This is a genomic window from Actinomyces johnsonii, assembly GCF_006546835.1.
Taxonomy (GTDB): Bacteria; Actinomycetota; Actinomycetes; order Actinomycetales; family Actinomycetaceae; genus Actinomyces; species Actinomyces johnsonii.
Genome location: NZ_VICB01000003.1, coordinates 356,582 through 378,255 on the forward strand (window position 1 = coordinate 356,582; position 21,674 = coordinate 378,255).

A 21,674-nucleotide genomic window follows, 5' to 3' on the forward strand; every position below is an offset into this window, starting at 1 on the left:
ATCTCTTCAAGGAGCACTCGCTTATGCCTAAGGTCACCGGAGCCACCCATGAGGTGGGCGTGGACCAGCTCTTCTTCTCCACCACTGACGCGCGCGGCGTCATTCGTCACTCGAACAATGTGTTCATCGAGCTCTCCCGCTACCGACGCGACGAGCTCTCCGGTGCCCCGCACAACATCATCCGCCACCCGGAGATGCCCGGCGGCGCCTTCAAGGCCATGTGGGACACCCTCAAGACCGGCAATCCCTTCGCCGCCTACGTGCGCAACCTCGCCGCCGACGGCAGCGAGTACGACGTCTTCGCCGCCGTCACCCCGCTGTCCGACGGGGGCTATCTCTCGGTGCGCACCCGGCCGGTGTGCACGGACCTGTTCGACACCGCCTGCACCATCTACCGCGATGCCCGCGCCGTGGAGGATCGGGCCATCGCCGACGGCGCCAACCGCCGGGCGGCGGCCGAACAGGGGCTCGGCCGTATCGCCGAGCTACTGGCCGGGGCGGGCCTGTCCTCGTACGAGGAGTTCCAGAACACCGCCCTGCCGGCGGAGGTAGCGCGCCGCGAAGAACTCTCCGACGGCGTCCCGGTGCGCCCCGATGCCACCGGGGACCTGCGCGTCATGCTCGATTCGGTCACCACCATCGCCACCGGGCTCGACTCCTGGATGGCCGGCCAGCAGCAGCTCGCCGAGCTGTCGGCCTCGCTCAAGGCCGCGGGCAAGGGCCTGACCCGGACCCTGGAGGACCCGCGCCTGGGCCCCACGCGGATCGCCGCCCTGGACCGCTCCGATACCCGGGTCAAGCCCCTGGCGGACCTGCTGGACCTGTGGTCCCAGATGCAGAGCCTGGTCAGCCCCCTGGTCGCCCGGCTCGTCGACACCCTGGCCCAGCTCGACACCAACGGCGCCAGGACCCGTTCCCGTATCGCCCTGGCTCGTCTGCACGCCACCACCACCTCGCTGTTCACCGTTGAGCTCATCGACGGTGCCGGCGACCCGCAGTACTCGGCAGAGGCCATTCCCGACCTCATCGAGTCCCTCGACGACGGCGTTGCCGAGATGGAGCGCCAGGCCCGGACTTACAGCACGCTCGCGACCCAGGTTGTTGCGTACATTGGTGAGGTCAGCCGGATGATGACGATTCCCAACCAGCTCCTCATGCTGTGGACCGGCTCCCCGGCCTCAACCGATCCCGCCCTGCCGGCAGAGGCCGCAGAGCTGTCCGCCGCCGCCTCCGGAGTGGTCGAGTCTGTCGGTCAGCGCCTGGCTGAGCTTGACGAGCTGGCCGCTCGCTGCCAGGCCATCAGTCAGGGCGTCGATGTCGCCGACGGCGCCGGGGATCTGCGGGCGGCTCTGAGTGCCTTCACGGCGGCGGCCGGCGTCGTAGCCCCGAGCTGAGCCCTGTGGGGCGGAACCGCGCCAACGGACGCAGACAGGTGCCGCTTGGGCGAACGCATGCATTCGCCCAACCGGCACCGCTGTGTCGATGGGATTTAGGCCCCAGAGTGCGCAGACTCCGGATCCGGTGGATCGAAGGGGGCCGTGTTGGAGCCGCCGATGAGCCCCTCCTCCTGACCTGCTGACGGGGAGTGCCCGTACGGCTCGGGATGCATCGGCCCGGTCGCGCTCGGCGCGGATTGACCGTCCTCGAACGATGTCCGTTCGCCGGGCTCCGCCTTCACGGGGACGGGGGAGGCCCAACGCAGCTCATTGCGGGGGATCTTGTAGCTCACACCCGGATAACGGCCGAACTGCTCCTCACTGGGCACGCTCGTGGTGGTGGAGTCCAGCACCGAGAGCATCTGCTCCGGCGTCGGCCAGGAACCGGAGCGCTGGTATCCGGTGGGAGCCGAGGGCGGGAACCAAGCGGTCGACTCCGGTGGACGGATCATGATCCGTCCGGGGCGGCTGCGGTCGCGCAGGGCATGAGCGCGCCAGGTGTTGATGGGGTGACTGGAGAGCCAGTTGGTCATGTGGAGCCAGAACCCCTTCTCGCGTGTGGCGCGATCGGCCAGAGCATGGGTGTTGACCTCGGCTCCCAGGTACTTGCCCCCGGAGAGGACTCCCATGGCTCCGGGCACGCCCTGGGGTTCGTTGGCGTAGCCGTGGTTGTCCGCGGTGTACTCCTGGGCGCGCGAGAGCGCCTGCCCCAGGAAGGGGACATAGCCCGCCAGCTGGGAGAGGATGAGACGGAAGTAGGACACGTGGCCGGCGGCGAGGTGGCCGACCTCGTGACCGATGATGAAGCGCAGCGCCTCGGGGTCGCGGGCCTGCCCACCGATCTCGAATAGGTCGGAGTAGACGGCCACGAAACGCCGGAAGCCGTGGCCGGAGGCGAAGGCGTTGATCTGGCCATTGCCCAGCACCACGTAGGCGTCGGGGACCCGCCGCAGGCCGAACTCCCGGGCCGCCTCGACGACCATCCGATACCCCTCCGGGAACTGGGTGGGGGACATCTGCACCGAGCTAGCCCGCAGCTGGGCGTACGTGAGGGCGCGGATGATCCATACCAGCAGGGGGATGAGGGGGATGGCCAGTATCGCCTCCGAGATAGTCCCGCCCCCCAGGATCTGTTCGCGAATCTCGGCGCTCAGCCCGGTCGGCTCGGGCACGGTGACCAGCCACGTCACTAGGCCGAACCAACCGATGTAGCCCAGTGCCGTAGTGACCACGGCGGCGATGAGCAGAGGAATCTCCGCAGGATGACGCAGGCCGCGGATCCCGGCGATGCCGTGAACGGTCGCACCGTTGAACATCCGGGGGCGGGAGAGGGCCCCGGCCGGAGGCGTACTGCCTGAAGCGCCGGGGACGGTAGACGGAACAGGTAGTTGCATGGTGGCAACTTAAACGACCTCCCCGGGTTTCCTCTCCTGCCTCAGGAGGATCTTGGCCGCGCTACTTATCCGCCTTATGGTGGGAAAAGGTCGCGTCCTCTCCTTCCAGGGGGCCGCGCCGTTGGGGCGGCTCCCCGGGTGCCTGCGTCGGATCCTGACGCGGCCGGAGCCGAGCCCGTAGGCTCCTACCCGTGCCTCACTCCTTCTCGTCTCCTTCGCCATCCTCCTTCTCGCTGCAGCCGCCCTCCCTGTCCGGGCACCCGGACCACGCGGTTCCCTGGGGTATGCAGATCGCCGTGCGCTATGACAAGGTCCACCCGCCGCGGCGGATCGATGTCGCCGAGGCCGCCGCCCGCGCCGTCGTCGCCCTCCTGGCCGCACCCGCCTCCGCCCCGGGCGGGCCGTGGAACCGGGCCGTCGACTACTGGCGCGACGGGCGCATCCGCAAGCTCGTGCGCCGCGCCCGCGGCAAGCGCTGGGAGGAGATCCAGGACATCGACGGCGTTACCGTCACCCAGGACGGCCCGCCGGGTTGGGGGCGGGCTGCGGCGCGCGCCTTCGTCCCCGGCCCGGTGCGCCCCCTGCCCGGAGCCCTGGCCAAGACCCAAGTGGAGGGAACCCACTTCCCGGCTGGCGACGAGCTGCCCCCACCGCCTGCCGCGATCACCGCGTGCGTTGCGAAGGATCCGGCCGCGGCCGATGAGATCGAGCTCGGGTCGGAGTCGGCCTCCGCCGGGGCGCTCGTGACGATTGAGGTCACGCCCCTGCACGAGATGACCTCGGGCAAGCTCGCCGCCCAGTGCGGCCATGCCGCCCAGCTGGCCTGGGAGAGCCCCGCCATGGAGCCCGCCGTGCGGCGGGCCTGGGCCGATGACGGCTACCGGGTGCGCGTGGTCGTGCCTAGCCGGGAGCAGTGGGAGTCCACCACTCGGCCCGTGCGCATCACCGACGCTGGCTTCACCGAGCTCGATGGCCCCACCGAGACGACCCGCGCCTATTGGTGAGGGCGAGGAGCTGACCGACGGGGACGAGTCTTCAGACTCCGGTGGGGTAGTCCTCGAAGCGGTGGGTCTGTGCGGGCTCCGGGACTCCGCGGAACACCCACAGCCGAATGAACACGTAGAGGTAAATCCCCTCGCAGCAGGCCGAGATGACCCGAGCCAGCTCGGCATTGACCCCGAACCAGTGCAGCAGCGAGGACAACCCGAGAATGAAGATGACGTACTGGCTGATGATGCCGGCCGTGTAGCCCGCCCCCTGCTCGATGACGTGCCCGTGGGCCTGGAAGTTCAGCCACCGGTTGAGCAGGAAGGAGTAGACGGCGGCGATGACGTAGCCAACCGTGACCGCCAGCGGGTAGAACCAGTGGAGGTGGTTGTAGAACACCCATAGGCAGGTGATGTCCAGGAAGAAGGCGGAGCCGTTGATGATCGCGTAGCCGATGAAGGTCACCGGCAGCCGGCTGCGTACGAATCTGGGCAGCTCGGAGTGGATCGCCGTGATGAGGCGCAGGAAGATCTCGGGGGCACGGCGGGCGTTGGAGGCGGGCGGTTGGAGGGAGGATACCGCAGGCTTTGTTGCGGTGGTGGTTTCGGAGGCCTGGCCGTCCGCCGTCGCTCCTGCCATGGGGTGTCCTTTCCTGATTGCTGGTGTCAGGGGGAGTCTTCACCGCCTGCGCCGGTGAGGCAAGTTCCGAAAGGAGGAACGGTGGCCTGCCGGCTCATCCTCGTGGAGGAGAGGCGGTCTGCGTTAGGGCCTGGGCGACCTCGCGGCGCAGAAGCTCGCCGCCGGCGTCGGCCGGGTGGTGGATCGTGCGCAAGCCCACCTCGCGGGCCGCGACGATATTGGTGGCGCTGTCATCGACGAACAGGGCCTGGTCGGGCTCCACCCCCGCCAGCTCCAGCAGGCGGCGGAAATAGGCGGCATCCGGTTTGGCCACCCCCAGCGTGCAGGAGTAGCCGTCGATGTCGCACAGGCCGTCATAGCCCAGATGCTCGCGCATCCAGGCCCGACGCTCCCACTGCTGATTGGTGGCCAGGACCGTTGTGTATCCCGCCTCGCGCAGGTCCCTCACGAGCTGCCAGGCCAGAGGGTCGGGCGTGGCCCGGTGCCACATCTCCAACAGGTCCGATGCGCGCAGCTCCAGCCCCAGGTCCTTCACCACCCGCTCCAACAGCTCGGTCAGGGTCTCCCGGCCTGCCAGGGCGTCGGTCTCGCCATCGATCATGGCCTGGGCGAAGGCCGGGCCGCCGCCGCGGGTCAGCGCCTCGCCCCACGGGGTGCCGATGAGCTGAAGAACGCCGTCGGCATCGAGCAGGACGGCGCGCACGGGAGTGGACGAGGCGGGTGGGATGGCTGACTGAGAGATGCTCACGCCCCGATCCTGCCCTATCCCCGCCCGACCGTGCGGCAGATGTCGTCCGGGACATGGTGCTCCAGTGGAAGACTGGGGCCATGACCGATGCCGCCAGCACACCCGCCAGTGCTTCACACAGCGATCCCTTCGGCGCCGCCACCGGTGAGGCACTGCGCGACGAGGACGCCTACACCGACTCGCTCATCGACTTCGTCACCGCCTCACCCAGCTCTTACCATGCCGCCGCCGAGGTCGCCCGGCGCCTGGAAGCGGTCGGCTTCTCCGGCGTCGAGGAGACGATCTCCTGGGAGGCCGGCCTGCCGCGCCGCGGCTACGTCATCCGCGACGGCGCCATCGCCGCCTGGGCACTGCCCAAGGCGCTCGCGCCAGGAGCGGGTCTTCGCATCGTTGGCGCCCACACCGACTCCCCGGCCCTCAAGCTCAAACCCAACGCCGCCCTCGTCCGCTCCGGCTGGCAGCTCATCAACGCCGAGGTCTACGGCGGCCCCCTGCTCGCCTCCCTCCTCGACCGCGAGCTGGGCCTGGCCGGGCGCCTGACCACCCGCGACGGCGCCGTCCACCTCGTGCGCACCGGCCCCATCGCCCGCATCTGTCAGATCGCCCCGCACCTGGATCGCGGCGTCAACGACGCCCTCCACCTGGACCGCCAGACCCACCTGCTGCCCCTGTGGTCACTGGCCGGGCCCGACGCCGCCCCCGACGCGGTCGAGACCCACCTGTGCGAGATCGCCGGTATCGACCCGGCCGAGCTCGCCGGCCACGACGTTCTGACCTACCCTACCCAGGCCCCCGCCCGCTTCGGCCGGGACGGAGAGTTCCTGGCCTCCTCCCGCCTGGACAACCTCTCCTCGGTGCATGCCGGACTGGTGGCCCTCGAGGCGCTCGCGGCCGCTGGGGGCGAGCCCGCCGAGCCCGTCATCCTGATCGCCTTCGACCACGAGGAGGTCGGCTCGGCTACCCGATCCGGCGCGGACGGCCCCTTCCTCACGACCCTCCTGCGGCGCCTCGCTGGCGTTCTGGGGGCCAGCAGCGACGACGTCGAGGCCCTCCTGGCGCGCTCGTCCTGCGTGAGCGCCGACGCCGGGCACAGCGTCCACCCCGCCTACGCCCACCTGCACGACCCCGCCGTCCAGCCGCTCATCAACCACGGCCCCCTGCTCAAGATCAACGCTCAGCAGCGCTACGCCACCGACGCCATGGGAGCCGCGATCTGGGCGCGGGCCTGCGCCGCCGCGGACGTGCCCAGCCAGGACTTCGTCTCCAACAACGCCGTGCCCTGTGGCTCCACCATCGGTCCCATCACCGCCACCCGGCTCGGGATCACCACCGTCGACGTCGGCGTGCCCCTGCTGAGCATGCACTCGGCCCGCGAGATGGCCGGTGTCAAGGACGGCCCCTGGCTCGCCCGGGCCCTGCACGCCTACTGGCTGGGCGCCTGATCATGGCCAGTCGGCAGGCAGGCCGCCGGGAGCAGCCGGGCTCGCCGGTCCGCACCGCGGGCGTGCGCGGCACCGACCCCTGCCCCTGCGGCTCGGGGCGCGCCTACGCCCAGTGCTGCGAACCCCTCCACGACGGCGCCCCGGCACCGACCGCCGAGGCCCTCATGCGCTCGCGCTACACGGCCTTCGTCGTCGGTGACGAGGACTATCTCTTCCGCACCTGGCATCCGCGCACCCGGCCCGAGGGTCCCTACTGCCACCCCGGTACGCAGTGGACGGGCCTGAGCGTCGACGAGACCGTGGATGGCGGGGTGCAGGACGAGACCGGCGTCGTGGAATTCACCGCCTCCTACCGCACCGGCGACGGGCGCGGGGCGGTGGTGGCCGACGCCCTGCACGAGCGCTCCCGCTTCACCCGTCGCGCCGGCCGCTGGCTCTACCTCGACGCCGTCGAATAGCTTCGGAGCCCCGGACGGCCGGGCGACAACGCCGGGTCCCCGCTCAGCGCCAGGTGCCGCGCCAGTACTGGATGGGCCAGGGGGCCTGATCCCAGGAGCGCACCCCCAGGTCCGCCGCCCAGCGCAGCGGCAGGTAGGGATCGCGCAGGGCGGCCCGGCCCACGGCGACGGCGTCGACCTGACCGGACACCAGCGCCTGCTCGGCCTGCGCCGCCTCCTCGATGAGACCCACGCCCACCACCGGGACGCCGGTGCCGGCAACGGCCCGCCTGACCTGCTGGGCCAGCGGCAGCTGGTAGCCGGGCCCCACCGGGACCGGAGCAGGTGTGTTGCCGCCGCTGGAGATGTGCAGAACATCGACGCCGGCCTCCACCAGCTCGCGGCTGAAGACCGCGGTCTCCTCACCGGTCACCCCGCCGTCTTCCCAGTCCGAGGCCGACAGGCGGATGTCGAGGACCGTGTCCGGAGCGATGGACTCGCGCACCGCCCGCACCACCTGCAGCGCGAAGCGCTGACGGTTCTCGGCGCTGCCGCCGTAGGAGTCGGTGCGCTGGTTGGACAGGGGCGAACGGAACTCGTGGATGAGGTAGCCGTGGGCGCCGTGGATCTCAATGACGTCATACCCGGCCTCGACGGCGCGGCGGGCTGCCGCCGCGAAGGCCTCCACCAGCCGGCCGATCCCGGCCTCGTCCAGCTCGGTGGGCGTCGCGTGCCCGGGGTAGGGGATCGCGCTGGGGGCCAGCAGCTCCCAGCCTTCCAGGGTTCCGGTGCGGGCACCGGCGACGTTGGGCCGCCACGGGGCGGTCCCCGACTTGCGGCCGCCGTGCCCGATCTGGATGCCGGCCACCGCCCCGCCGGCATGGATTGCCTCGACCAGGCGGCGCTGGCCGGCGATCTGCTCATCGGACCACAGGCCCAGGTCGTAGGGGGACAGGCGTCCCTCGGGCGTGACCGCTGTGGCCTCCACGATGATCGTGCCGAAGCCGCCCACCGCGCGGCTCGCGTAGTGGGTCACGTGCCAGTCGGTGACGGCGCCGTCCTGCGCCTCGACCGAGTACATGCACATGGGCGGCAGCCAGAGGCGGTTGCGGGCGGTGATCCCGCCGAAGGTCATCGGCTCAAGAATGCGCGGTGTGCTCGAGGTGCTCATGACCTCACGCTACTCTCCCGACCGCCGGCAGACATGGGGTGGGAATCACCCGTGCGATCACACCATGGAACCCATAGGCTCCCAGGCGTGAGCCCACGCCCCGTCCCCGACCCTGTACAACGGCCTGTCCCCGTCACCGACCCCAGCCACCGGCCCGCCCCCATCACCCACGGTCCTGACGACGTCGCCCTCGTTTTCGAAAGCGGCGGCATGCGCGGGGCCTACACGGCCGGCCTCGTGCGCGTCATGCTGGAGGCGGGTCTCTCCTTCCCCTGGGTCGGTGGCATCTCGGCGGGCTGCACGAACACCTGCAACTTTGTCTCCCGGGACACCTGGCGCACCCGCGAGGCCTACCTGGGCCTGACCACTGACCCCAAGGCCGGCGGCTGGGGAAGCTTCGTGGCCGGCAAGGGCTATTTCAACTCCGAGCACATCTACCTGCACACCTCCGCGCCGGACGAGTCCATCCCCTTCGACTGGGATACCTTTGCCGCCTCGCCCACCACGGTGCGACTGGGCGCCTTCCGCTGCGATACCGGCGAGGAGGTCTACTGGGGTCTGGAGGACATGCCCACCATGGGCGACCTGCTGGTGCGGGCCCGGGCGTCGTCGTCGATGCCGGTGCTCATGCCCATGGTCGAGGTCGACGGCGCCCCCTACGTGGATGGCGCCGTCGGGCCCACCGGCGGATTCGCCATCGACGCCGCCCGTGCCGACGGATACGACAAGCTCCTCGTGGTCATGACCCGTCCCGAGGGCTACCGCAAACCGCCTATGCGGCGCCACGAGATCGAGGTCCTCCAGCGCCTCTACTCTCGCTACCCGGCCCTCGTCCAGGCCGTCATCGACCGGCCCGAGAACTACAACCGCACTGTCGAGGAGCTTGAGGACCTGCGCGGCCAGGGACGCGCCTATCTTTTCCGGCCCGAGCGCATGCCCGTTGCCAACGGCGAGCTGCGTTACGACCGCATCGTCACCGCCTTCGAGGCCGGCCTGGCCCAGGCCCGACGCGAGCTGCCCGCCATCGAGGCCTTCCTCGCCAGCTGAGCTCAGTGCGGCAGGGCGACGCCGTAGCGGGCGATATCCTGGCCGATCTCGAAGCCGAAGGTGGTGATCGGGGGTACTGGCAGGCCGCCGGCGAGGGCGGCGGCCAGGAGGGTCAGGACGTGGCGCTCGTGGGGTGGGACCGCCTCGGGCAGGTCGTTCAGCGAGAACCAGCGCAAGCCCGCGTTCTTGGCCGGCTCGCGCACGGTCGGCGTGCCTTCCCAGGTGCGCAGCGTGAAGAACAAGTCGATGCGCTGTTCCAGGGCGTCACCGCCGAGGTCATTGGTGCGGTGCATCGCCGTCAGCGGGTTCAGGTCGGTCGTCGCCGCGCGGACGCCCAGTTCTTCGCGGGTCTCGCGCAGGGCCGTCTCGACGACACTCTCGGCGGCCTCGACGTGGCCCGAGGCTCCGCAGGCCCAGTGACCGTCCATATACCCGGTGCTCTGCCGCAGCTGGAGGAGCACCTGCGTCTCAGCGCTCTCCGATCTGCTCGTCGCCCCGGCCCGGTCGGCGGCGGAGTCGGGAGCGGGGCGCAGGAGGTAGACGTAGGCGGCGGGGACGAGGGTGAAGGAGTGGACGGCCATGGCGGCCACCGTAGACCAGGCGCGGGCAGGGGTGCGGCCCCGGGAAGAAGTAGCCGGGATACCGAGTGTCAAGTTTCATGAAACCATCAGGAACTTAGGCAATGCTCCCACACAGTCAGTCATCAATGGCCGTCCGTGGAAACTTCCGCAGCGCACCCGTCGCTGGATCGCTGCGATTCGCCTTCCGCGGTAACGCTGCCGGCTCGACGTCGGACAACTAGGCTTCTACCTGGGGCGGCGGGAGACCGCAGGCCCAGCCCTGGAGCTGCACCACCGCCGATCGTCAGCCGTCGACGCGATCAATGATGACCGATGCCGACCTGAGCATGATCGAGGCCCCTTGAAGACGCCGCCTGAGGAGGACCAGATGCAGACCAGCCTTACTCGGCTCACGGCCGACGACGGAACGCGTCTGGTTGTGCACATCTGGCTCCCTGAGTGGCTCATCGACGGTTCCCTGCTGGTGGCCGATGCCTCCGACGCCGCCGGGTTCGGCACCATGGTGACGCCGCACCCGAAGGTGGCCGGTGCCGCCCGCCCCCGGGGCATCATCGTCATCTCCCACGGGATGGCCGAGCACGCCTCGCGCTACGCCCGCTTCGCCGCCTCGGCGGTGGAGGAGGGCTACGCGGTCCTGGCCGGGGACCACCGCGGGCACGGGGCCACCGCCGCCCCAGGCGGCTTCGGGTTCGTTGCCGAGCAGGACGGCTGGGACACGGTCGTGGCCGACATGAGCACCGTCATGGACGCGGCCCGGCGGGCTTGGCCTGATGTTCCGGTCTTCCTCATGGGCCACTCCTGGGGCTCCTTCCTGGCCCGCGACCTGGCGGCGCGCCGCGGTGGCGATCTGGCCGGCCTCATCCTGCTGGGGACCGGTTCGGGCGTCGGAGCGCTGACAAGACCCGCGACGGCGATCTGCGCCGGGGAATCCAGGTTGCGCGGCCCGCGCCACCCCTCCCGGCTGCTCAACGCCCTCGCTTTCGGCCCCTACCAGCGCCACTTCGCCCCCAACCGCACCGAGGCCGACTGGATCAGCCGGGACGCCAAGGAGGTCGACCGCTACGTCGCCGATCCCTGGTGCGGATTCGTATGCACCTCCAGCTTTTTCCGCGATCTGGTTGCCGGGCAGGGTGTCGTCAACACGGCCTCCCACGCCGCGGCAGTGCCCGCGGAGCTGCCCATGCTGCTGGCCTCCGGGGACCGGGATCCGGTCGGCGCCATGGGACGGGGCGTCCAGCGGGCCGCCACCCTCTACCGCCGCGCAGGCGTACGGGAGGTCTCCGTCCTCCTCTACCCGGGCGGGCGCCACGAGCTCCTCAACGAGACGAACCGGGACCAGGTCACCGGTGACATCCTCACTTGGATCGACGGACACGTGCAAGAACTGTGAAAACCACCGATTGACTGCTGCCTCGGACCCGCCGAGCCCCTCGTTCATTGTAGGTATCCCACAAATGGTGGCGTGGTGCTTCAGTGAGATTCGGTCGTTCGCGGTGCTGCCGGTGCCCGTAGGGTTGAGGCATGGTCACGAATCACTCCACCCCGACCGCCGGTTCCGCGGCCCACTCGGCGTCCGTCGATAGCGCCGCCAACCCCGCTCTCGCCCGTCTCCGGGAGGTGGGCCTGGTCCTGGCCGGCACCGCCGCCCTGACCCTCATCGGCCAGATCTCTATCCCTCTGCCCTTCACCCCCGTGCCGATCACTCTGGGCACCTTCGCCGCCCTAGGCGTCGGGGCCGTTCTCGGCTCGCGCCGCGGCGCCCTTTCCGCGCTGCTGTTCGGAGCCCTGGCCGCCGTCGGCGCCCCGGTCCTGGCCGGCTGGAGCAGCGGCGTCGTGGCCACCTTCGGCTACGTCATCGGCTACATCCTCATCGCCGCCATCGCCGGACGCGCCGCCACCGTGTGGTCAGGCCCCTCCGGCTCGGGAGTCCGCCGGATCGCCACCACCGTCGGACTCATGCTGCTCGCCTCCGCATCGGTGTACGTGCCCGGCGTCGTCTGGCTGAAGATCGCCACCGGCGCCAGCTGGGGCGCCGCCCTGAGCATGGGCCTGGTCCCCTTCATCGTGGGCGATGTCATCAAGTCGTTGGCCGCAACCGGACTGCTGCCCGCGCGCGGCCGGCTGCACTGACGTCCCCGTACCGGTCTCCACCCGGCAGCCGCTGTCACGGTCTGCCGCTCGTGTGCCCCGCCGAGTCGCCGATCGGCGGGGCACACGGGTCCAAAGGCTCGGATCGGGGCAGGTTAGCCCGGGTTAGAGTGCCCGTATGAGTCAGCCCGAAAGGCGGGCCGCACCCGTACTGTCCGTCATGGACATGGTCCCCGTCAGCGCCGGTCGCAGCCGCACCGACGCCCTCAACGACATGATCGCCCTCGCTCGGGCCGCCGATGCCGCCGGCTACGAGCGCTACTGGCTTGCCGAGCACCACGGCTCGGACACCTACCTGTCCTCGGCGACCATCGTCCTCATGACTCAGGTCCTGGCCTCCACCAACCGCCTGGGCGTCGCCTCCGGCGGCATCATGCTGCCCAACCACGCCCCGTTCGTCGTCGCCGAGCAGATCGGCACCCTGGCCACCCTCTACCCCGGCAGGGTCGATCTGGGGCTGGGACGCGCCCCGGGAACGGACCGGCTCACGGCCGCCGCACTGCGCCGAGGGGCCTCCGATCCGGGCCGTTTCGCCGAGGAGATCCTGGAGATCCTCGGCTACCTCGACGACGGGCTGGCACAGGAGCCCCATGTGCCCGGCTCCCTTCTCCTGGGTGCTCCCGGAGCTCCCGATGACGCGGTCCAGGGCGTCACTGCCGACGGCCCTCGGGTGAGAGCCATTCCGGGCGAGGGCACCCGGCCTGACATCTGGGTGCTGGGCTCCTCGGTCAACGGGGCGCGCGTCGCCGGCAGTCTCGGACTGCCCTTCGCCGTCGCCTCCCACTTCGCCCCGGTTCAGGCCGAGGCGGCGATCGCCACCTACCGCTCCGTCTTCAAGACCCCGGGCGACGCGCGCCCGCAGGCCGGCCCCCGGGTGGCGGCCGCCGTCAATGTCATGGTGGCCCCCAGTGACGACGAGGCCCGCTTCCTGTTCAGCACCGCCATGGCCGCCGCCGCCCGCATCGTCGGCAACCGCCCCGGCCCCCTCGACCCGCCCACCACCGACCCGCAGGCTTGGCGCGCCCACGCACCGGGCGAGGAGGCCGCCGTCGAGTCCGCCATGTCCCTGTCCTTCGTCGGAACGGCCGACGACGTCGCCGCCCGCCTGCGCGAGCAGGCTGACCGCTGGGACCTCGACGAGATCCTCGTAGTCACGCACGCCCACGATCCGGCTGCGCGGTGCCGTTCCTACGAGCTGCTCGCCGAGGCCTGGCGCGCCTGAGCGGGCCCGGGCGGGCCTCTTCTCCCGCGTTCTCCGGTGTGTGACCTACGTGTCGATTCTGTTTCCTTGCTGGACGTAAGATGACCGCTCATGGGCGGCGCCTGATCGCGCTCGCACCCTTGAATCCCAATATCCCTGTGACATCGCAGTCAGTTCCATGCCCCATGGAGGTCGCATGAACAACGCCCTGACAGTGTCGCGCCGTGGCTTCGGGCTCGGCGTGGCAACCATCGGCCTGCTCCTGGCTTCAGGCTGCTCGCGCGGATCGAGCTCCGGTGGAGACGGTCTGGGCAGCGGCAGCGGCAAGCTGACCCTGGCCTACAACTCCGACGGCCCCCACAAGACCTGGGTCGAGGCCGTGTGCCACTCGGTGTCTAACGTCCTGGGCATCACCATGGAGCCCCTCCCGGTGGCCCAGTTCTCCGAGATGCGTTCCGCCATCACTAAGCACACCCTCCTGGGTGCTTTCCGCAACGGCTGGTCGGCCGATTACCCCTCGCTCGAGAACTTCCTCAGCGCCACCTTCCAGACCGGTGCCGGCGCGAACGACTCCCAGTACTCCTCGAAGACGTTCGACGATTTCCTGGCCCAGGCGGCTGCAGCCACCGATCCCGAGACCGCTTACGGCTACTTCCGTCAGGCTCAGACCCAGCTTTTCGCCGACCTGCCCGGCATCCCGCTGTGGTACCAGAACGGGTTCGGCGGCTACTCCCGCAACGCTTCCAACGTCGACTTCAACTGGACCGGTGTCCCGTTCTACGAGGAGGCCCGCTCCAGCGCCAATGGCGGCGTCGTCCTATCCAACCTCTCCGAGCCTCAGAACTCCTTGCTGCCCACCAACACCAATGAGTCCAACGGCGGGCGGATCCTCGACCTGGTGTTCGCTGGTCTGGTCCGCTACGACAAGGACGGCAACGTCATCAACGAGGTGGCCTCCTCTATCGAGACCGAGGATAACCAGCACTACACGATCACCCTCAAGCAGGGGTGGACCTTCTCCGACGGCAGCCCGGTGACCGCTGACTCCTTCATCAAGGCCTGGAAGTTCGGAGCCCTGCTGTCCAACGCCCAGCTCGGCTCTTCCTTCTTCGAGCGGATCAAGGGCTTCTCCTACGATGAGGACTCTGAGCTGACGGGGCTGACCAAGGTGGATGACTACACCTTCACCGTGGAGCTGAACGCCCCGGCGTCGGACTTCAAGATCAGCCTGGGCCACTACGCCTACTACCCGATGCCCGAGTCGGCCTTCGCCGACACCAAGGCCTACGGCGCCAAGCCCGTGGGCAACGGCCCCTACCGGCTCATCTCTTGGGACCACGACAGCCGGATCGTCCTGGAGCCCAACCCCGCCTATGCCGGCGGGCGCACCGTGGCGAACAAGGGCATCACCTTCAAGCTGTACACGAGCTACGACTCGGTCTACAACGACCTGCTGGCAGGCGCCCTCGACATCGCCGACTCCATCCCCGACGCCTTCCTGCCGACTTTCCGCGAACAGCTCCAGGGACGCGCCATCAACAAGCCCGCCGCCTACTTCCAGGGACTCGCCATCGACGTCACCCATGAGCACTGGAAGATGGACGAGGAGGGGCGCGCCCGACGCGCCGCCATCTGCCGGGCCATCGACCGCAAGCTCATCTGCGAGAAGCTCTACTACGGCACCCGTACACCGGCCAAGGACTTCACCGCCCCCACCGTCGAGGGATGGACCGCCGAGGTTCCGGGCAACGAGGTCCTCACCTACGACCCGGACGAGGCCAGGCGCCTGTGGGCGCAGGCCGAGGCCATCTCCAAGTTCTGATCGGGAGGAAGTGGACATGCTTCGTTACGTCGCACGCAGGCTGCTGCAGATGGTCCCGGTGTTCTTCGGGGCCACACTACTCATCTACGCCATGGTCTTCGCCCTGCCGGGCGACCCGGTCGCAGCGCTCGGAGGCCAGCGCTCCCTGAGCCCCGAGGTGATCGACCAAATCAAGGCGAGCTACCACCTCGACAAGCCCTTCATCGTGCAGTACCTGCTCTACCTCAAGGGACTGCTCACCCTGGATTTGGGCCAGTCGCTGCGAGGAACCGAATCCGTCCTCGACGTGTTGGTACGGGCCTACCCGATCACTATCAAGCTCTCCCTCATGGCCCTGACCTTCGAGGCCGTCGCCGGCATCGGCTTCGGCCTCATCGCCGGGGTGAAGAAGGGCGGCTGGTTCGACGCCACCGTTCTGGTGCTCTCCCTGGTGGTCATCGCCGTGCCCACCTTCGTCATCGGCTTCGTCCTGCAGTTCATCATCGGGGTCCGCCTGGGATGGCTGCCCGTGACCGCCGGAGAAAGCCCCGGCTTCACCGAGCTCCTCATGCCGGCCATGGTGCTGGGAGCCGTCTCCTTCGCCTACGTGCTGCGCCTGACCCGCACCGAGGTCGCCGAGAACCTCACCGCCGACCACGTGCGCACCGCCCGGGCCAAGGGCCTGAGTGGGGCCCGCGTCATGATCGTCCACGTCCTGCGCAACTCCCTGGTCCCGGTCGTCACCTTCCTAGGCGCGGACCTGGGGGCCCTCATGGGAGGCGCCATCGTCACCGAGGGCATCTTCAACATCAAGGGCGTGGGAGGCACCCTCTACTCCGCCATCATCCGCGGCGACGGCCCCATGGTCGTGTCCTTCACGACCGTGCTCGTGCTCGTCTTCATCATCTCCAACCTCCTGGTGGACCTGCTCTACGCCGCCCTGGACCCGAGGATCCGCTATGCCTGAGAACACCACGTCCCCCACTACGCGCCCGGGCCAGGAGCGCTTCGTCAGCCAGGACGACGAGATCGGCCTGGGCGCCGTCGACGCCGTCGCAGACGAGTCCGCCCCCGCCTCGGTCTGGCTCGACGCCTGGAGGCAGCTGCGCCGTCGCCCCATCTTCTGGGCGGCCTCAGTGCTCATCGCCATCGCCGTGCTCTTCTCGCTGGTCCCCGGGCTCATCGCCCCACGCGACCCCGGGTACTGCACACTGGTCAACTCCTACCAGGGACCCTCTTGGGCCCACCCCTTCGGCTTCGACATCCAGGGCTGCGACATCTTCGCCCGCACCGTTCACGGGGCCCGGGCCTCGGTGAGCGTGGGCATCTTCACCACCCTCATCGTGGTCCTCGTCGGCTCGGCCGTCGGGGCCCTGGCGGGGTTCTTCGGGGGCTTCTTCGACGCGCTGCTCTCACGCGTCACCGATATCTTCTTCGCCGTGCCCTTCGTCCTGGCTGCCATCGTCGTCATGCAGATGTTCCGCAACGACCGCTCGATCCTCACTGTCATCCTGGTCCTGGCGCTGTTCGGCTGGCCCCAGATTGCCCGCATCACGCGGGGTTCGGTCATGAGCGTCAAGAACGAGGACTACGTGACCGCCTCGCGTGCCTTGGGCTCGGGGCGCATGGCCATGCTGCTGCGCCACGTCATGCCCAACGCGGCCGCCCCCATCATCGTGACGGCCACCGTCGAGCTGGGCGTATTCATCGTCTCGGAGGCCACCTTGAGCTTCCTGGGCATCGGACTGCCCTCCTCGGTCGTCTCCTGGGGCGCGGACATCGCGGCCGCCAAGGACGCCCTCAATAGCCACCCGAGCGTCCTGCTCTTCCCCGCCGGCGCGCTGGCCCTGACCGTGCTCGGCTTCATCATGCTCGGCGACGTCGTCCGCGACGCCCTGGACCCGAAGGCCCGCAAGTGACACCCACCAACGCACCCGCATCGACCACCACCACGACAGCTGCCTCAACCGCCAGCAAGGCGAGCAGTACCGGCACCTCCGACAAGACCTTCGCTCCCGCGGCCTCCTGGAACGCCGGGAGTGACCCCCTCCTGGAGATCAACGACCTGGAGGTCGCCTTCCGATCCTCGACCGGGCTCGTCCCGGCCGTGCGCAAGGCGCGGCTGACCCTCTACCCCGGCCAGTCCGTTGCCATTGTGGGGGAGTCCGGCTCCGGCAAGTCCACCATGGCCCACGCCATCATCGGACTGCTGCCCGGAACCGGTCGGGTCACCGGCGGCACGATCCGCTTCCAAGGACGCGACATCACCCACCTGGGCCCCCAGGAACTCACCGCCCTGCGCGGCTCCTCCATCGGCCTAGTGCCCCAGGACCCCATGTCCAACCTCAACCCGGTGTGGTCCATCGGCTTCCAGGTCAAGGAGGCGCTGCGGGCCAACGGCCTGGCCGGCGTCGCCGACGACCGCCTCGCCCACCTCATCGCCGAGCGCACCGACGACGCCGAGAAACCGGTTCCGTCCACCGGTGGGAGCATCGACGTCAACGAGCAGGTGTCCCTCCTACTGGAGCAGGCCGGGCTTCCTGAGGCCTCCCGGCGGGCCAAGCAGTACCCCCACGAGTTCTCCGGCGGCATGCGCCAGCGCGCTCTCATCGCCATCGGCCTGGCCGCTCGCCCCGACCTGCTCATCGCCGACGAGCCCACCAGCGCCCTGGACGTCACCGTCCAGCGGCGCATCCTCGACCATCTCCAGACCCTCGTGCGCGAGCTGGGCACCGCGATGCTCTTCATCACCCACGATCTGGGCCTGGCCGCCGAGCGCGCCGAGCACATCGTCGTCATGCACCGCGGCCGCGTGGTGGAGTCCGGACCCAGCCTCGAGGTCCTCCAGGACCCCCGCCACCCCTACACCCAGCGCCTGGTCAAGGCCGCCCCCTCCCTGGCGTCGCGCCGCATCGAGTCCGCCCACGCCCGCGGCATCCAGGTCGCCGACGACGAGCTCCTAGGGGCGAGCCTCGGGGCGAGCTCCACCGAGGAGATCCTGCGCGTGGAGCACCTCACCAAGGTCTTCGAGGTGCGCGGCGCCAAGGGGAAGGACAAGACCCTCACCGCCGTCGACGACGTCAGCTTCGGCATCCGCAAGGGCACGACGACGGCGCTCGTGGGCGAGTCCGGTTCGGGCAAGTCCACGGTCGCCAACATCATCCTCAACCTCATCGACCCCACATCCGGCAAGGTGTTCCACGACGGAGTGGACCTGTCCACCCTGGGGCCCAAGGAGCTCTTCGCCCTGCGGCGCATCATGCAGCCGGTCTTCCAGAACCCCTATGGCTCCCTAGATCCGATGTACTCGATCTTCCGAGTCGTGGAGGAGCCGCTGCGGGTACACGGCATCGGCACCGCCAAGGAGCGCGAGGAGCGCGTTGCCGAGCTGCTCGACATGGTCTCCCTGCCGCGCTCGGTCATGCGCCGCTACCCCCATGAGCTCTCCGGTGGCCAGCGACAGCGCGTCGCCATCGCCCGCGCCCTGGCCCTCAAACCGGAGATCGTCGTTCTCGACGAGGCGGTCTCCGCCCTGGATGTGCTGGTCCAGGCCCAGATCCTGCGCCTGCTGTCCGATCTGCAGGCCGAGCTGGAGCTGACCTACCTGTTCATCACCCACGATCTGGCCGTCGTGCGCCAGATCGCCGACGATGTCGTGGTCATGGAGCACGGGCGGATCGTGGAGTCCGGGGCGGCCGACGAGCTCTTCGCGGCACCGAGCCAGGACTACACCCGCGAGCTCATCCGGGCCGTACCTGGGGCGGGCATCGACCTCTACGGTGAGGAGACAACGGATAAGACAGCGGACAAGGCTGAGGACAAAGCTGCGGACAAGGCGGCGGAGGCGTGAGCGTCGGGCATGATGCGCCCGTGCCCGAAGTCGTGCCTACCGTCGTTATCCGCTCCCTGCCGGCCCGTCTGGGGACTGTGCTCATCGGCCTCGTCGCGTCCGCGATGGCGCTGACGATCGGGCTCGTCGACGGCCCCGGGCGCGGTCTGCGCGCCCTGACCTGGGCCGGGCTGCTCGCCTTCCTCACCTGGCTGCTGTGGTGGGTGCCGCAGATCACCTTGAGCCCTCAGGCCCTCGTCATCCGCAACGCCTGGCGCACCCACGTGCTGGGCTGGGACGAGGTCGAGATGTGCCGCACCCGCTGGGGACTTTCCGTCATCACGTCCGATGACGTGGAGGTCAGGGCCTCGGCCGCACCCCGCCGCGGTGGGATGGCCGAGGCCTTCCGGCACCGCCAGATGCTGCGCGAGCAGCAGGAGCGGCGCGACGGGCTTCGGGGCTCCGAGACGGTTCCGGCCGCAGTGGTGCGCCCGGAGTACCTGACGGGGGAGAGGAACCACCGCACCAACCTCGACGCCGGCGACGCCGGGGCCCTCATCACCGCCTACGCCGAGCAGGTGCGCAGCCGCCACGGGGAGTCCAATGACGACGCCGGGCGCCGTGTCGGCCGCGGTGTCACCAGCAGTCTCAACCGGCCGGTCGCCGTTGCCGCCGGAGCTCTCGTCGTCGTGATCGCCGCGGTCACTGCCCTCCTTTGATAGCTCCTGTGACGTGATCGTGAGTGGGGGCACAGGCGAGGTGTTGGCCCAGACATGGCAGGCCAGGACCGGCGTCCTCTAGTCTTTCTCCGTCTCCTGCCCCTGTGACCGATGCCGTGAGCGGTATCCGGCCCGCGGCGTCCCCCACCGGAAGAAGTAGCCCCTATGAGCGTGCGCCAAGACCTGCGTAACGTTGCCATCGTCGCCCACGTCGACCACGGCAAGACCACCCTCGTTGATGCCATGCTCTGGGAAGCGGGCGCCTTCGGAGCTCGGGCCACCGAGGAGACCACCGGCGAGCGCGTCATGGATTCCGGCGAGCTGGAGCGCGAGAAGGGCATCACGATCCTCGCCAAGAACACCGCGGTCCACTACTCCGGGCCCGCCGCCGCGGACGCCGGCTGCCCCGAGGGCATCACCATCAACGTCATCGACACCCCCGGTCACGCCGACTTCGGCGGCGAGGTCGAGCGAGGGCTGTCCATGGTCGACGGCGTCGTCCTCCTCGTTGACGCCTCCGAGGGTCCCCTGCCCCAGACCCGCTTCGTGCTGCGCAAGGCCCTGGCCGCGAACCTGCCAGTCATCCTCGTGGTCAACAAGGTGGACCGCCCCGACTCCCGACTCGACGAAGTCGTCGCCGAGTCCACCGACCTGCTGCTGTCCCTGGCCAGCGACCTGGCCGACGAGCACCCGGACATCGACCTCGACGCCGTCCTGGACGTCCCCGTCATCTACGCCTCCGCCAAGGCCCGCCGCGCCGACACCGAGGCCCCCGCCGACGGCGAGCTGCCGGCCAGTGAGAACCTCGAGCCGCTCTTCCGCACCATTATCGAGCGGATCCCTGGCCCCTCCTACGAGGAGGGCGCGCCCCTGCAGGCCCACGTCACCAACCTGGACGCCTCGCCCTTCCTGGGGCGCCTGGCGCTGCTGCGCATCCACAACGGCACCCTGCGCAAGGGCCAGACGGTGGCCTGGGCCCGCCACGACGGCTCGCTGGCCTCGGCTCGCATCTCCGAGCTCCTCGTCACCGAGGGCCTGGACCGCAAGCCGGCCGAGGAGGCCCATGCCGGTGACATCGTCGCCGTCGCCGGGATCGAGGACATCACCATCGGCGAGTCCCTCGTCGACCCCGAGGACCCGCGCCCGCTGCCGCTCATCACCGTGGACGACCCGGCCATCGCCATGACCATCGGCATCAACACCTCTCCGATGGCCGGGCGCACCAAGGGCGCCAAGGTCACCGCCCGCCAGGTCAAGGACCGCCTGGACCGCGAGCTCATTGGCAACGTGTCCCTGCGGGTCCTGCCCACCTCACGACCCGACGCCTGGGAGGTCCAGGGGCGCGGGGAGCTGGCGCTGGCGATCCTCGTGGAGCAGATGCGTCGCGAGGGCTTCGAACTCACCGTCGGCAAGCCCCAGGTGGTCACCCGCACCATCGACGGCAAGCGCCACGAACCCATCGAGCGCATGACCATCGACGTCCCCGAGGAGTACCTGGGCGCGGTTACCCAGCTCATGGCCGCCCGCAAGGGCCAGATGGAGACGATGACCAACCACGGTACCGGCTGGATCCGCATGGAGTTCCTCGTGCCGGCCCGCGGCCTCATCGGCTTCCGCACCCAGTTCCTCACCGACACCCGCGGCACCGGCATCGCCTCCTCCATCGCCGAGGGCTACGCCCCCTGGGCCGGGCAGATCGTCTCACGCACCACCGGCTCCCTGGTCTCCGACCGCGCCGGCGCCGTGACCGCCTACGCCCTCATCCGCCTGCAGGACCGCGGCAGCTTCTTCGTCGAGCCCACCCAGGAAACCTACGAGGGCCAGGTCGTGGGGGAGAACCCCCGTGGCGAGGACATGGACGTCAATGTGGTCCGCGAGAAGCAGCAGACCAACATGCGTTCTTCTACCGCCGACTCCTTCGAGGCTCTCGTGCCGCCGCGCCGCCTCACCCTGGAGGAGGCCCTCGAGTTCGCCGCCGACGACGAGTGCGTCGAGGTCACCCCGGAGGCTGTGCGCATCCGCAAGGTCATCCTGAACTCCCAGGAGCGCTTCCGGGACAACGCCCGTCGTCGTCGCGCCGAGGCCTGAGAGGAA

19 protein-coding genes are annotated in these 21,674 nt (G+C 69.7%); 14 read left to right on the forward strand and 5 right to left on the reverse strand.

The window, feature by feature from the left end:
• Positions 1 to 23: 23 nt before the first annotated feature.
• Positions 24 to 1,394: a PAS domain-containing protein gene (locus FK256_RS02150; RefSeq protein ID WP_141423514.1), complete on the forward strand. Its 1,371-nt coding sequence runs from the start codon at positions 24 to 26 to the stop codon at positions 1,392 to 1,394.
• 95 nt (positions 1,395 to 1,489) lie between these two features.
• Here the strand turns inward: FK256_RS02150 and FK256_RS02155 are convergent, their stop codons facing one another.
• The gene (locus FK256_RS02155) at positions 1,490 to 2,752 is read right to left on the reverse strand and encodes a M48 family metallopeptidase (RefSeq protein ID WP_141423634.1); all 1,263 of its coding nucleotides are present in this window, start codon (positions 2,750 to 2,752) and stop codon (positions 1,490 to 1,492) included.
• 269 nt (positions 2,753 to 3,021) lie between these two features.
• Here FK256_RS02155 and FK256_RS02160 point away from each other — a divergent pair, with 269 nt between their 5' ends.
• Positions 3,022 to 3,834, forward strand: coding sequence for a peptidyl-tRNA hydrolase (locus FK256_RS02160; RefSeq protein ID WP_244936101.1), 813 nt, complete (start codon positions 3,022 to 3,024; stop codon positions 3,832 to 3,834).
• Between the two features lie 31 nt (positions 3,835 to 3,865).
• Here FK256_RS02160 and FK256_RS02165 read toward each other — a convergent pair whose 3' ends face one another.
• Together FK256_RS02165 and FK256_RS02170 are read right to left on the reverse strand one after the other, a co-directional pair.
• On the reverse strand, positions 3,866 to 4,456 hold the full coding sequence (locus tag FK256_RS02165) for a GtrA family protein (protein ID WP_141423515.1): 591 nt from the start codon (positions 4,454 to 4,456) through the stop codon (positions 3,866 to 3,868).
• A 94-nt stretch (positions 4,457 to 4,550) separates the two neighbouring features.
• Positions 4,551 to 5,204, reverse strand: coding sequence for an HAD family hydrolase (locus FK256_RS02170; RefSeq protein ID WP_141423516.1), 654 nt, complete (start codon positions 5,202 to 5,204; stop codon positions 4,551 to 4,553).
• An 80-nt stretch (positions 5,205 to 5,284) separates the two neighbouring features.
• Between FK256_RS02170 and FK256_RS02175 the strand changes: the two genes are divergently transcribed.
• Both FK256_RS02175 and FK256_RS02180 read left to right on the forward strand, forming a co-directional pair.
• Positions 5,285 to 6,646, forward strand: a complete 1,362-nt coding sequence (locus tag FK256_RS02175) for a M18 family aminopeptidase (RefSeq protein ID WP_211343506.1) — start codon at positions 5,285 to 5,287, stop codon at positions 6,644 to 6,646.
• A gap of 2 nt (positions 6,647 to 6,648) precedes the next feature.
• Positions 6,649 to 7,104, forward strand: coding sequence for a YchJ family protein (locus FK256_RS02180; RefSeq protein ID WP_141423517.1), 456 nt, complete (start codon positions 6,649 to 6,651; stop codon positions 7,102 to 7,104).
• A 43-nt stretch (positions 7,105 to 7,147) separates the two neighbouring features.
• On the opposite strand, the gene FK256_RS02185 is transcribed toward FK256_RS02180, so the two are convergent.
• Positions 7,148 to 8,254, reverse strand: coding sequence for an oxidoreductase (locus tag FK256_RS02185; RefSeq protein ID WP_141423518.1), 1,107 nt, complete (start codon positions 8,252 to 8,254; stop codon positions 7,148 to 7,150).
• Between the two features lie 33 nt (positions 8,255 to 8,287).
• On the opposite strand from FK256_RS02185, the gene FK256_RS02190 reads away from it, so the two are divergent.
• A complete protein-coding gene (locus FK256_RS02190; protein WP_425321570.1) occupies positions 8,288 to 9,301 on the forward strand; it encodes a patatin-like phospholipase family protein in 1,014 nt (337 codons plus the stop codon).
• A 2-nt stretch (positions 9,302 to 9,303) separates the two neighbouring features.
• Here FK256_RS02190 and FK256_RS02195 read toward each other — a convergent pair whose 3' ends face one another.
• Positions 9,304 to 9,882 (reverse strand): NUDIX domain-containing protein, encoded by a 579-nt coding sequence (locus FK256_RS02195; protein WP_141423520.1) that lies wholly within the window; start codon positions 9,880 to 9,882, stop codon positions 9,304 to 9,306.
• Between the two features lie 367 nt (positions 9,883 to 10,249).
• On the opposite strand from FK256_RS02195, the gene FK256_RS02200 reads away from it, so the two are divergent.
• The 9 genes from FK256_RS02200 to typA all read left to right on the forward strand — a co-directional run bounded on the left by FK256_RS02200 (position 10,250) and on the right by typA (position 21,668).
• Positions 10,250 to 11,272 (forward strand): alpha/beta hydrolase, encoded by a 1,023-nt coding sequence (locus FK256_RS02200; RefSeq protein WP_141423521.1) that lies wholly within the window; start codon positions 10,250 to 10,252, stop codon positions 11,270 to 11,272.
• A 131-nt stretch (positions 11,273 to 11,403) separates the two neighbouring features.
• On the forward strand, positions 11,404 to 12,012 hold the full coding sequence (locus FK256_RS02205; protein WP_141423522.1) for a biotin transporter BioY: 609 nt from the start codon (positions 11,404 to 11,406) through the stop codon (positions 12,010 to 12,012).
• 136 nt (positions 12,013 to 12,148) lie between these two features.
• The gene (locus tag FK256_RS02210; RefSeq protein WP_141423523.1) at positions 12,149 to 13,252 is read left to right on the forward strand and encodes an LLM class flavin-dependent oxidoreductase; all 1,104 of its coding nucleotides are present in this window, start codon (positions 12,149 to 12,151) and stop codon (positions 13,250 to 13,252) included.
• A gap of 175 nt (positions 13,253 to 13,427) precedes the next feature.
• Positions 13,428 to 15,053: an ABC transporter substrate-binding protein gene (locus FK256_RS02215; protein ID WP_141423524.1), complete on the forward strand. Its 1,626-nt coding sequence runs from the start codon at positions 13,428 to 13,430 to the stop codon at positions 15,051 to 15,053.
• 16 nt (positions 15,054 to 15,069) lie between these two features.
• Complete coding sequence (locus tag FK256_RS02220) at positions 15,070 to 15,999, forward strand: ABC transporter permease (protein WP_021606287.1); 930 nt, start codon at positions 15,070 to 15,072, stop codon at positions 15,997 to 15,999.
• Positions 15,992 to 16,951, forward strand: coding sequence for an ABC transporter permease (locus FK256_RS02225; protein WP_141423525.1), 960 nt, complete (start codon positions 15,992 to 15,994; stop codon positions 16,949 to 16,951). Before FK256_RS02220 ends, FK256_RS02225 begins: the two co-directional genes overlap by 8 nt.
• Complete coding sequence (locus FK256_RS02230) at positions 16,948 to 18,882, forward strand: dipeptide ABC transporter ATP-binding protein (protein ID WP_141423526.1); 1,935 nt, start codon at positions 16,948 to 16,950, stop codon at positions 18,880 to 18,882. Before FK256_RS02225 ends, FK256_RS02230 begins: the two co-directional genes overlap by 4 nt.
• Positions 18,879 to 19,580, forward strand: a complete 702-nt coding sequence (locus tag FK256_RS02235; RefSeq protein ID WP_141423527.1) for a hypothetical protein — start codon at positions 18,879 to 18,881, stop codon at positions 19,578 to 19,580. The genes FK256_RS02230 and FK256_RS02235 overlap by 4 nt, the downstream gene beginning before the upstream one ends.
• A 165-nt stretch (positions 19,581 to 19,745) precedes the next feature.
• The gene (gene typA, locus FK256_RS02240) at positions 19,746 to 21,668 is read left to right on the forward strand and encodes a translational GTPase TypA (RefSeq protein WP_141423528.1); all 1,923 of its coding nucleotides are present in this window, start codon (positions 19,746 to 19,748) and stop codon (positions 21,666 to 21,668) included.
• The last annotated feature ends 6 nt before the right edge of the window (positions 21,669 to 21,674 follow it).

What these genes read in the sequence shown, in the direction of transcription:
- FK256_RS02215 (WP_141423524.1), top strand. Translation starts at nt 13,428, where the DNA reads ATGAACAACGCCCTGACAGTGTCGCGCCGTGGCTTCGGGCTCGGCGTG.
- FK256_RS02220 (WP_021606287.1), top strand. Translation starts at nt 15,070, where the DNA reads ATGCTTCGTTACGTCGCACGCAGGCTGCTGCAGATGGTCCCGGTGTTC.
- typA (WP_141423528.1), top strand. Translation starts at nt 19,746, where the DNA reads ATGAGCGTGCGCCAAGACCTGCGTAACGTTGCCATCGTCGCCCACGTC.
- FK256_RS02200 (WP_141423521.1), top strand. Translation starts at nt 10,250, where the DNA reads ATGCAGACCAGCCTTACTCGGCTCACGGCCGACGACGGAACGCGTCTG.
- FK256_RS02155 (WP_141423634.1), bottom strand. Translation starts at nt 2,752, where the DNA reads ATGTTCAACGGTGCGACCGTTCACGGCATCGCCGGGATCCGCGGCCTG.
- FK256_RS02225 (WP_141423525.1), top strand. Translation starts at nt 15,992, where the DNA reads ATGCCTGAGAACACCACGTCCCCCACTACGCGCCCGGGCCAGGAGCGC.
- FK256_RS02180 (WP_141423517.1), top strand. Translation starts at nt 6,649, where the DNA reads ATGGCCAGTCGGCAGGCAGGCCGCCGGGAGCAGCCGGGCTCGCCGGTC.
- FK256_RS02185 (WP_141423518.1), bottom strand. Translation starts at nt 8,254, where the DNA reads ATGAGCACCTCGAGCACACCGCGCATTCTTGAGCCGATGACCTTCGGC.
- FK256_RS02190 (WP_425321570.1), top strand. Translation starts at nt 8,288, where the DNA reads ATGGGGTGGGAATCACCCGTGCGATCACACCATGGAACCCATAGGCTC.
- FK256_RS02175 (WP_211343506.1), top strand. Translation starts at nt 5,285, where the DNA reads ATGACCGATGCCGCCAGCACACCCGCCAGTGCTTCACACAGCGATCCC.
- FK256_RS02210 (WP_141423523.1), top strand. Translation starts at nt 12,149, where the DNA reads ATGAGTCAGCCCGAAAGGCGGGCCGCACCCGTACTGTCCGTCATGGAC.
- FK256_RS02150 (WP_141423514.1), top strand. Translation starts at nt 24, where the DNA reads ATGCCTAAGGTCACCGGAGCCACCCATGAGGTGGGCGTGGACCAGCTC.
- FK256_RS02205 (WP_141423522.1), top strand. Translation starts at nt 11,404, where the DNA reads ATGGTCACGAATCACTCCACCCCGACCGCCGGTTCCGCGGCCCACTCG.
- FK256_RS02165 (WP_141423515.1), bottom strand. Translation starts at nt 4,456, where the DNA reads ATGGCAGGAGCGACGGCGGACGGCCAGGCCTCCGAAACCACCACCGCA.
- FK256_RS02195 (WP_141423520.1), bottom strand. Translation starts at nt 9,882, where the DNA reads ATGGCCGTCCACTCCTTCACCCTCGTCCCCGCCGCCTACGTCTACCTC.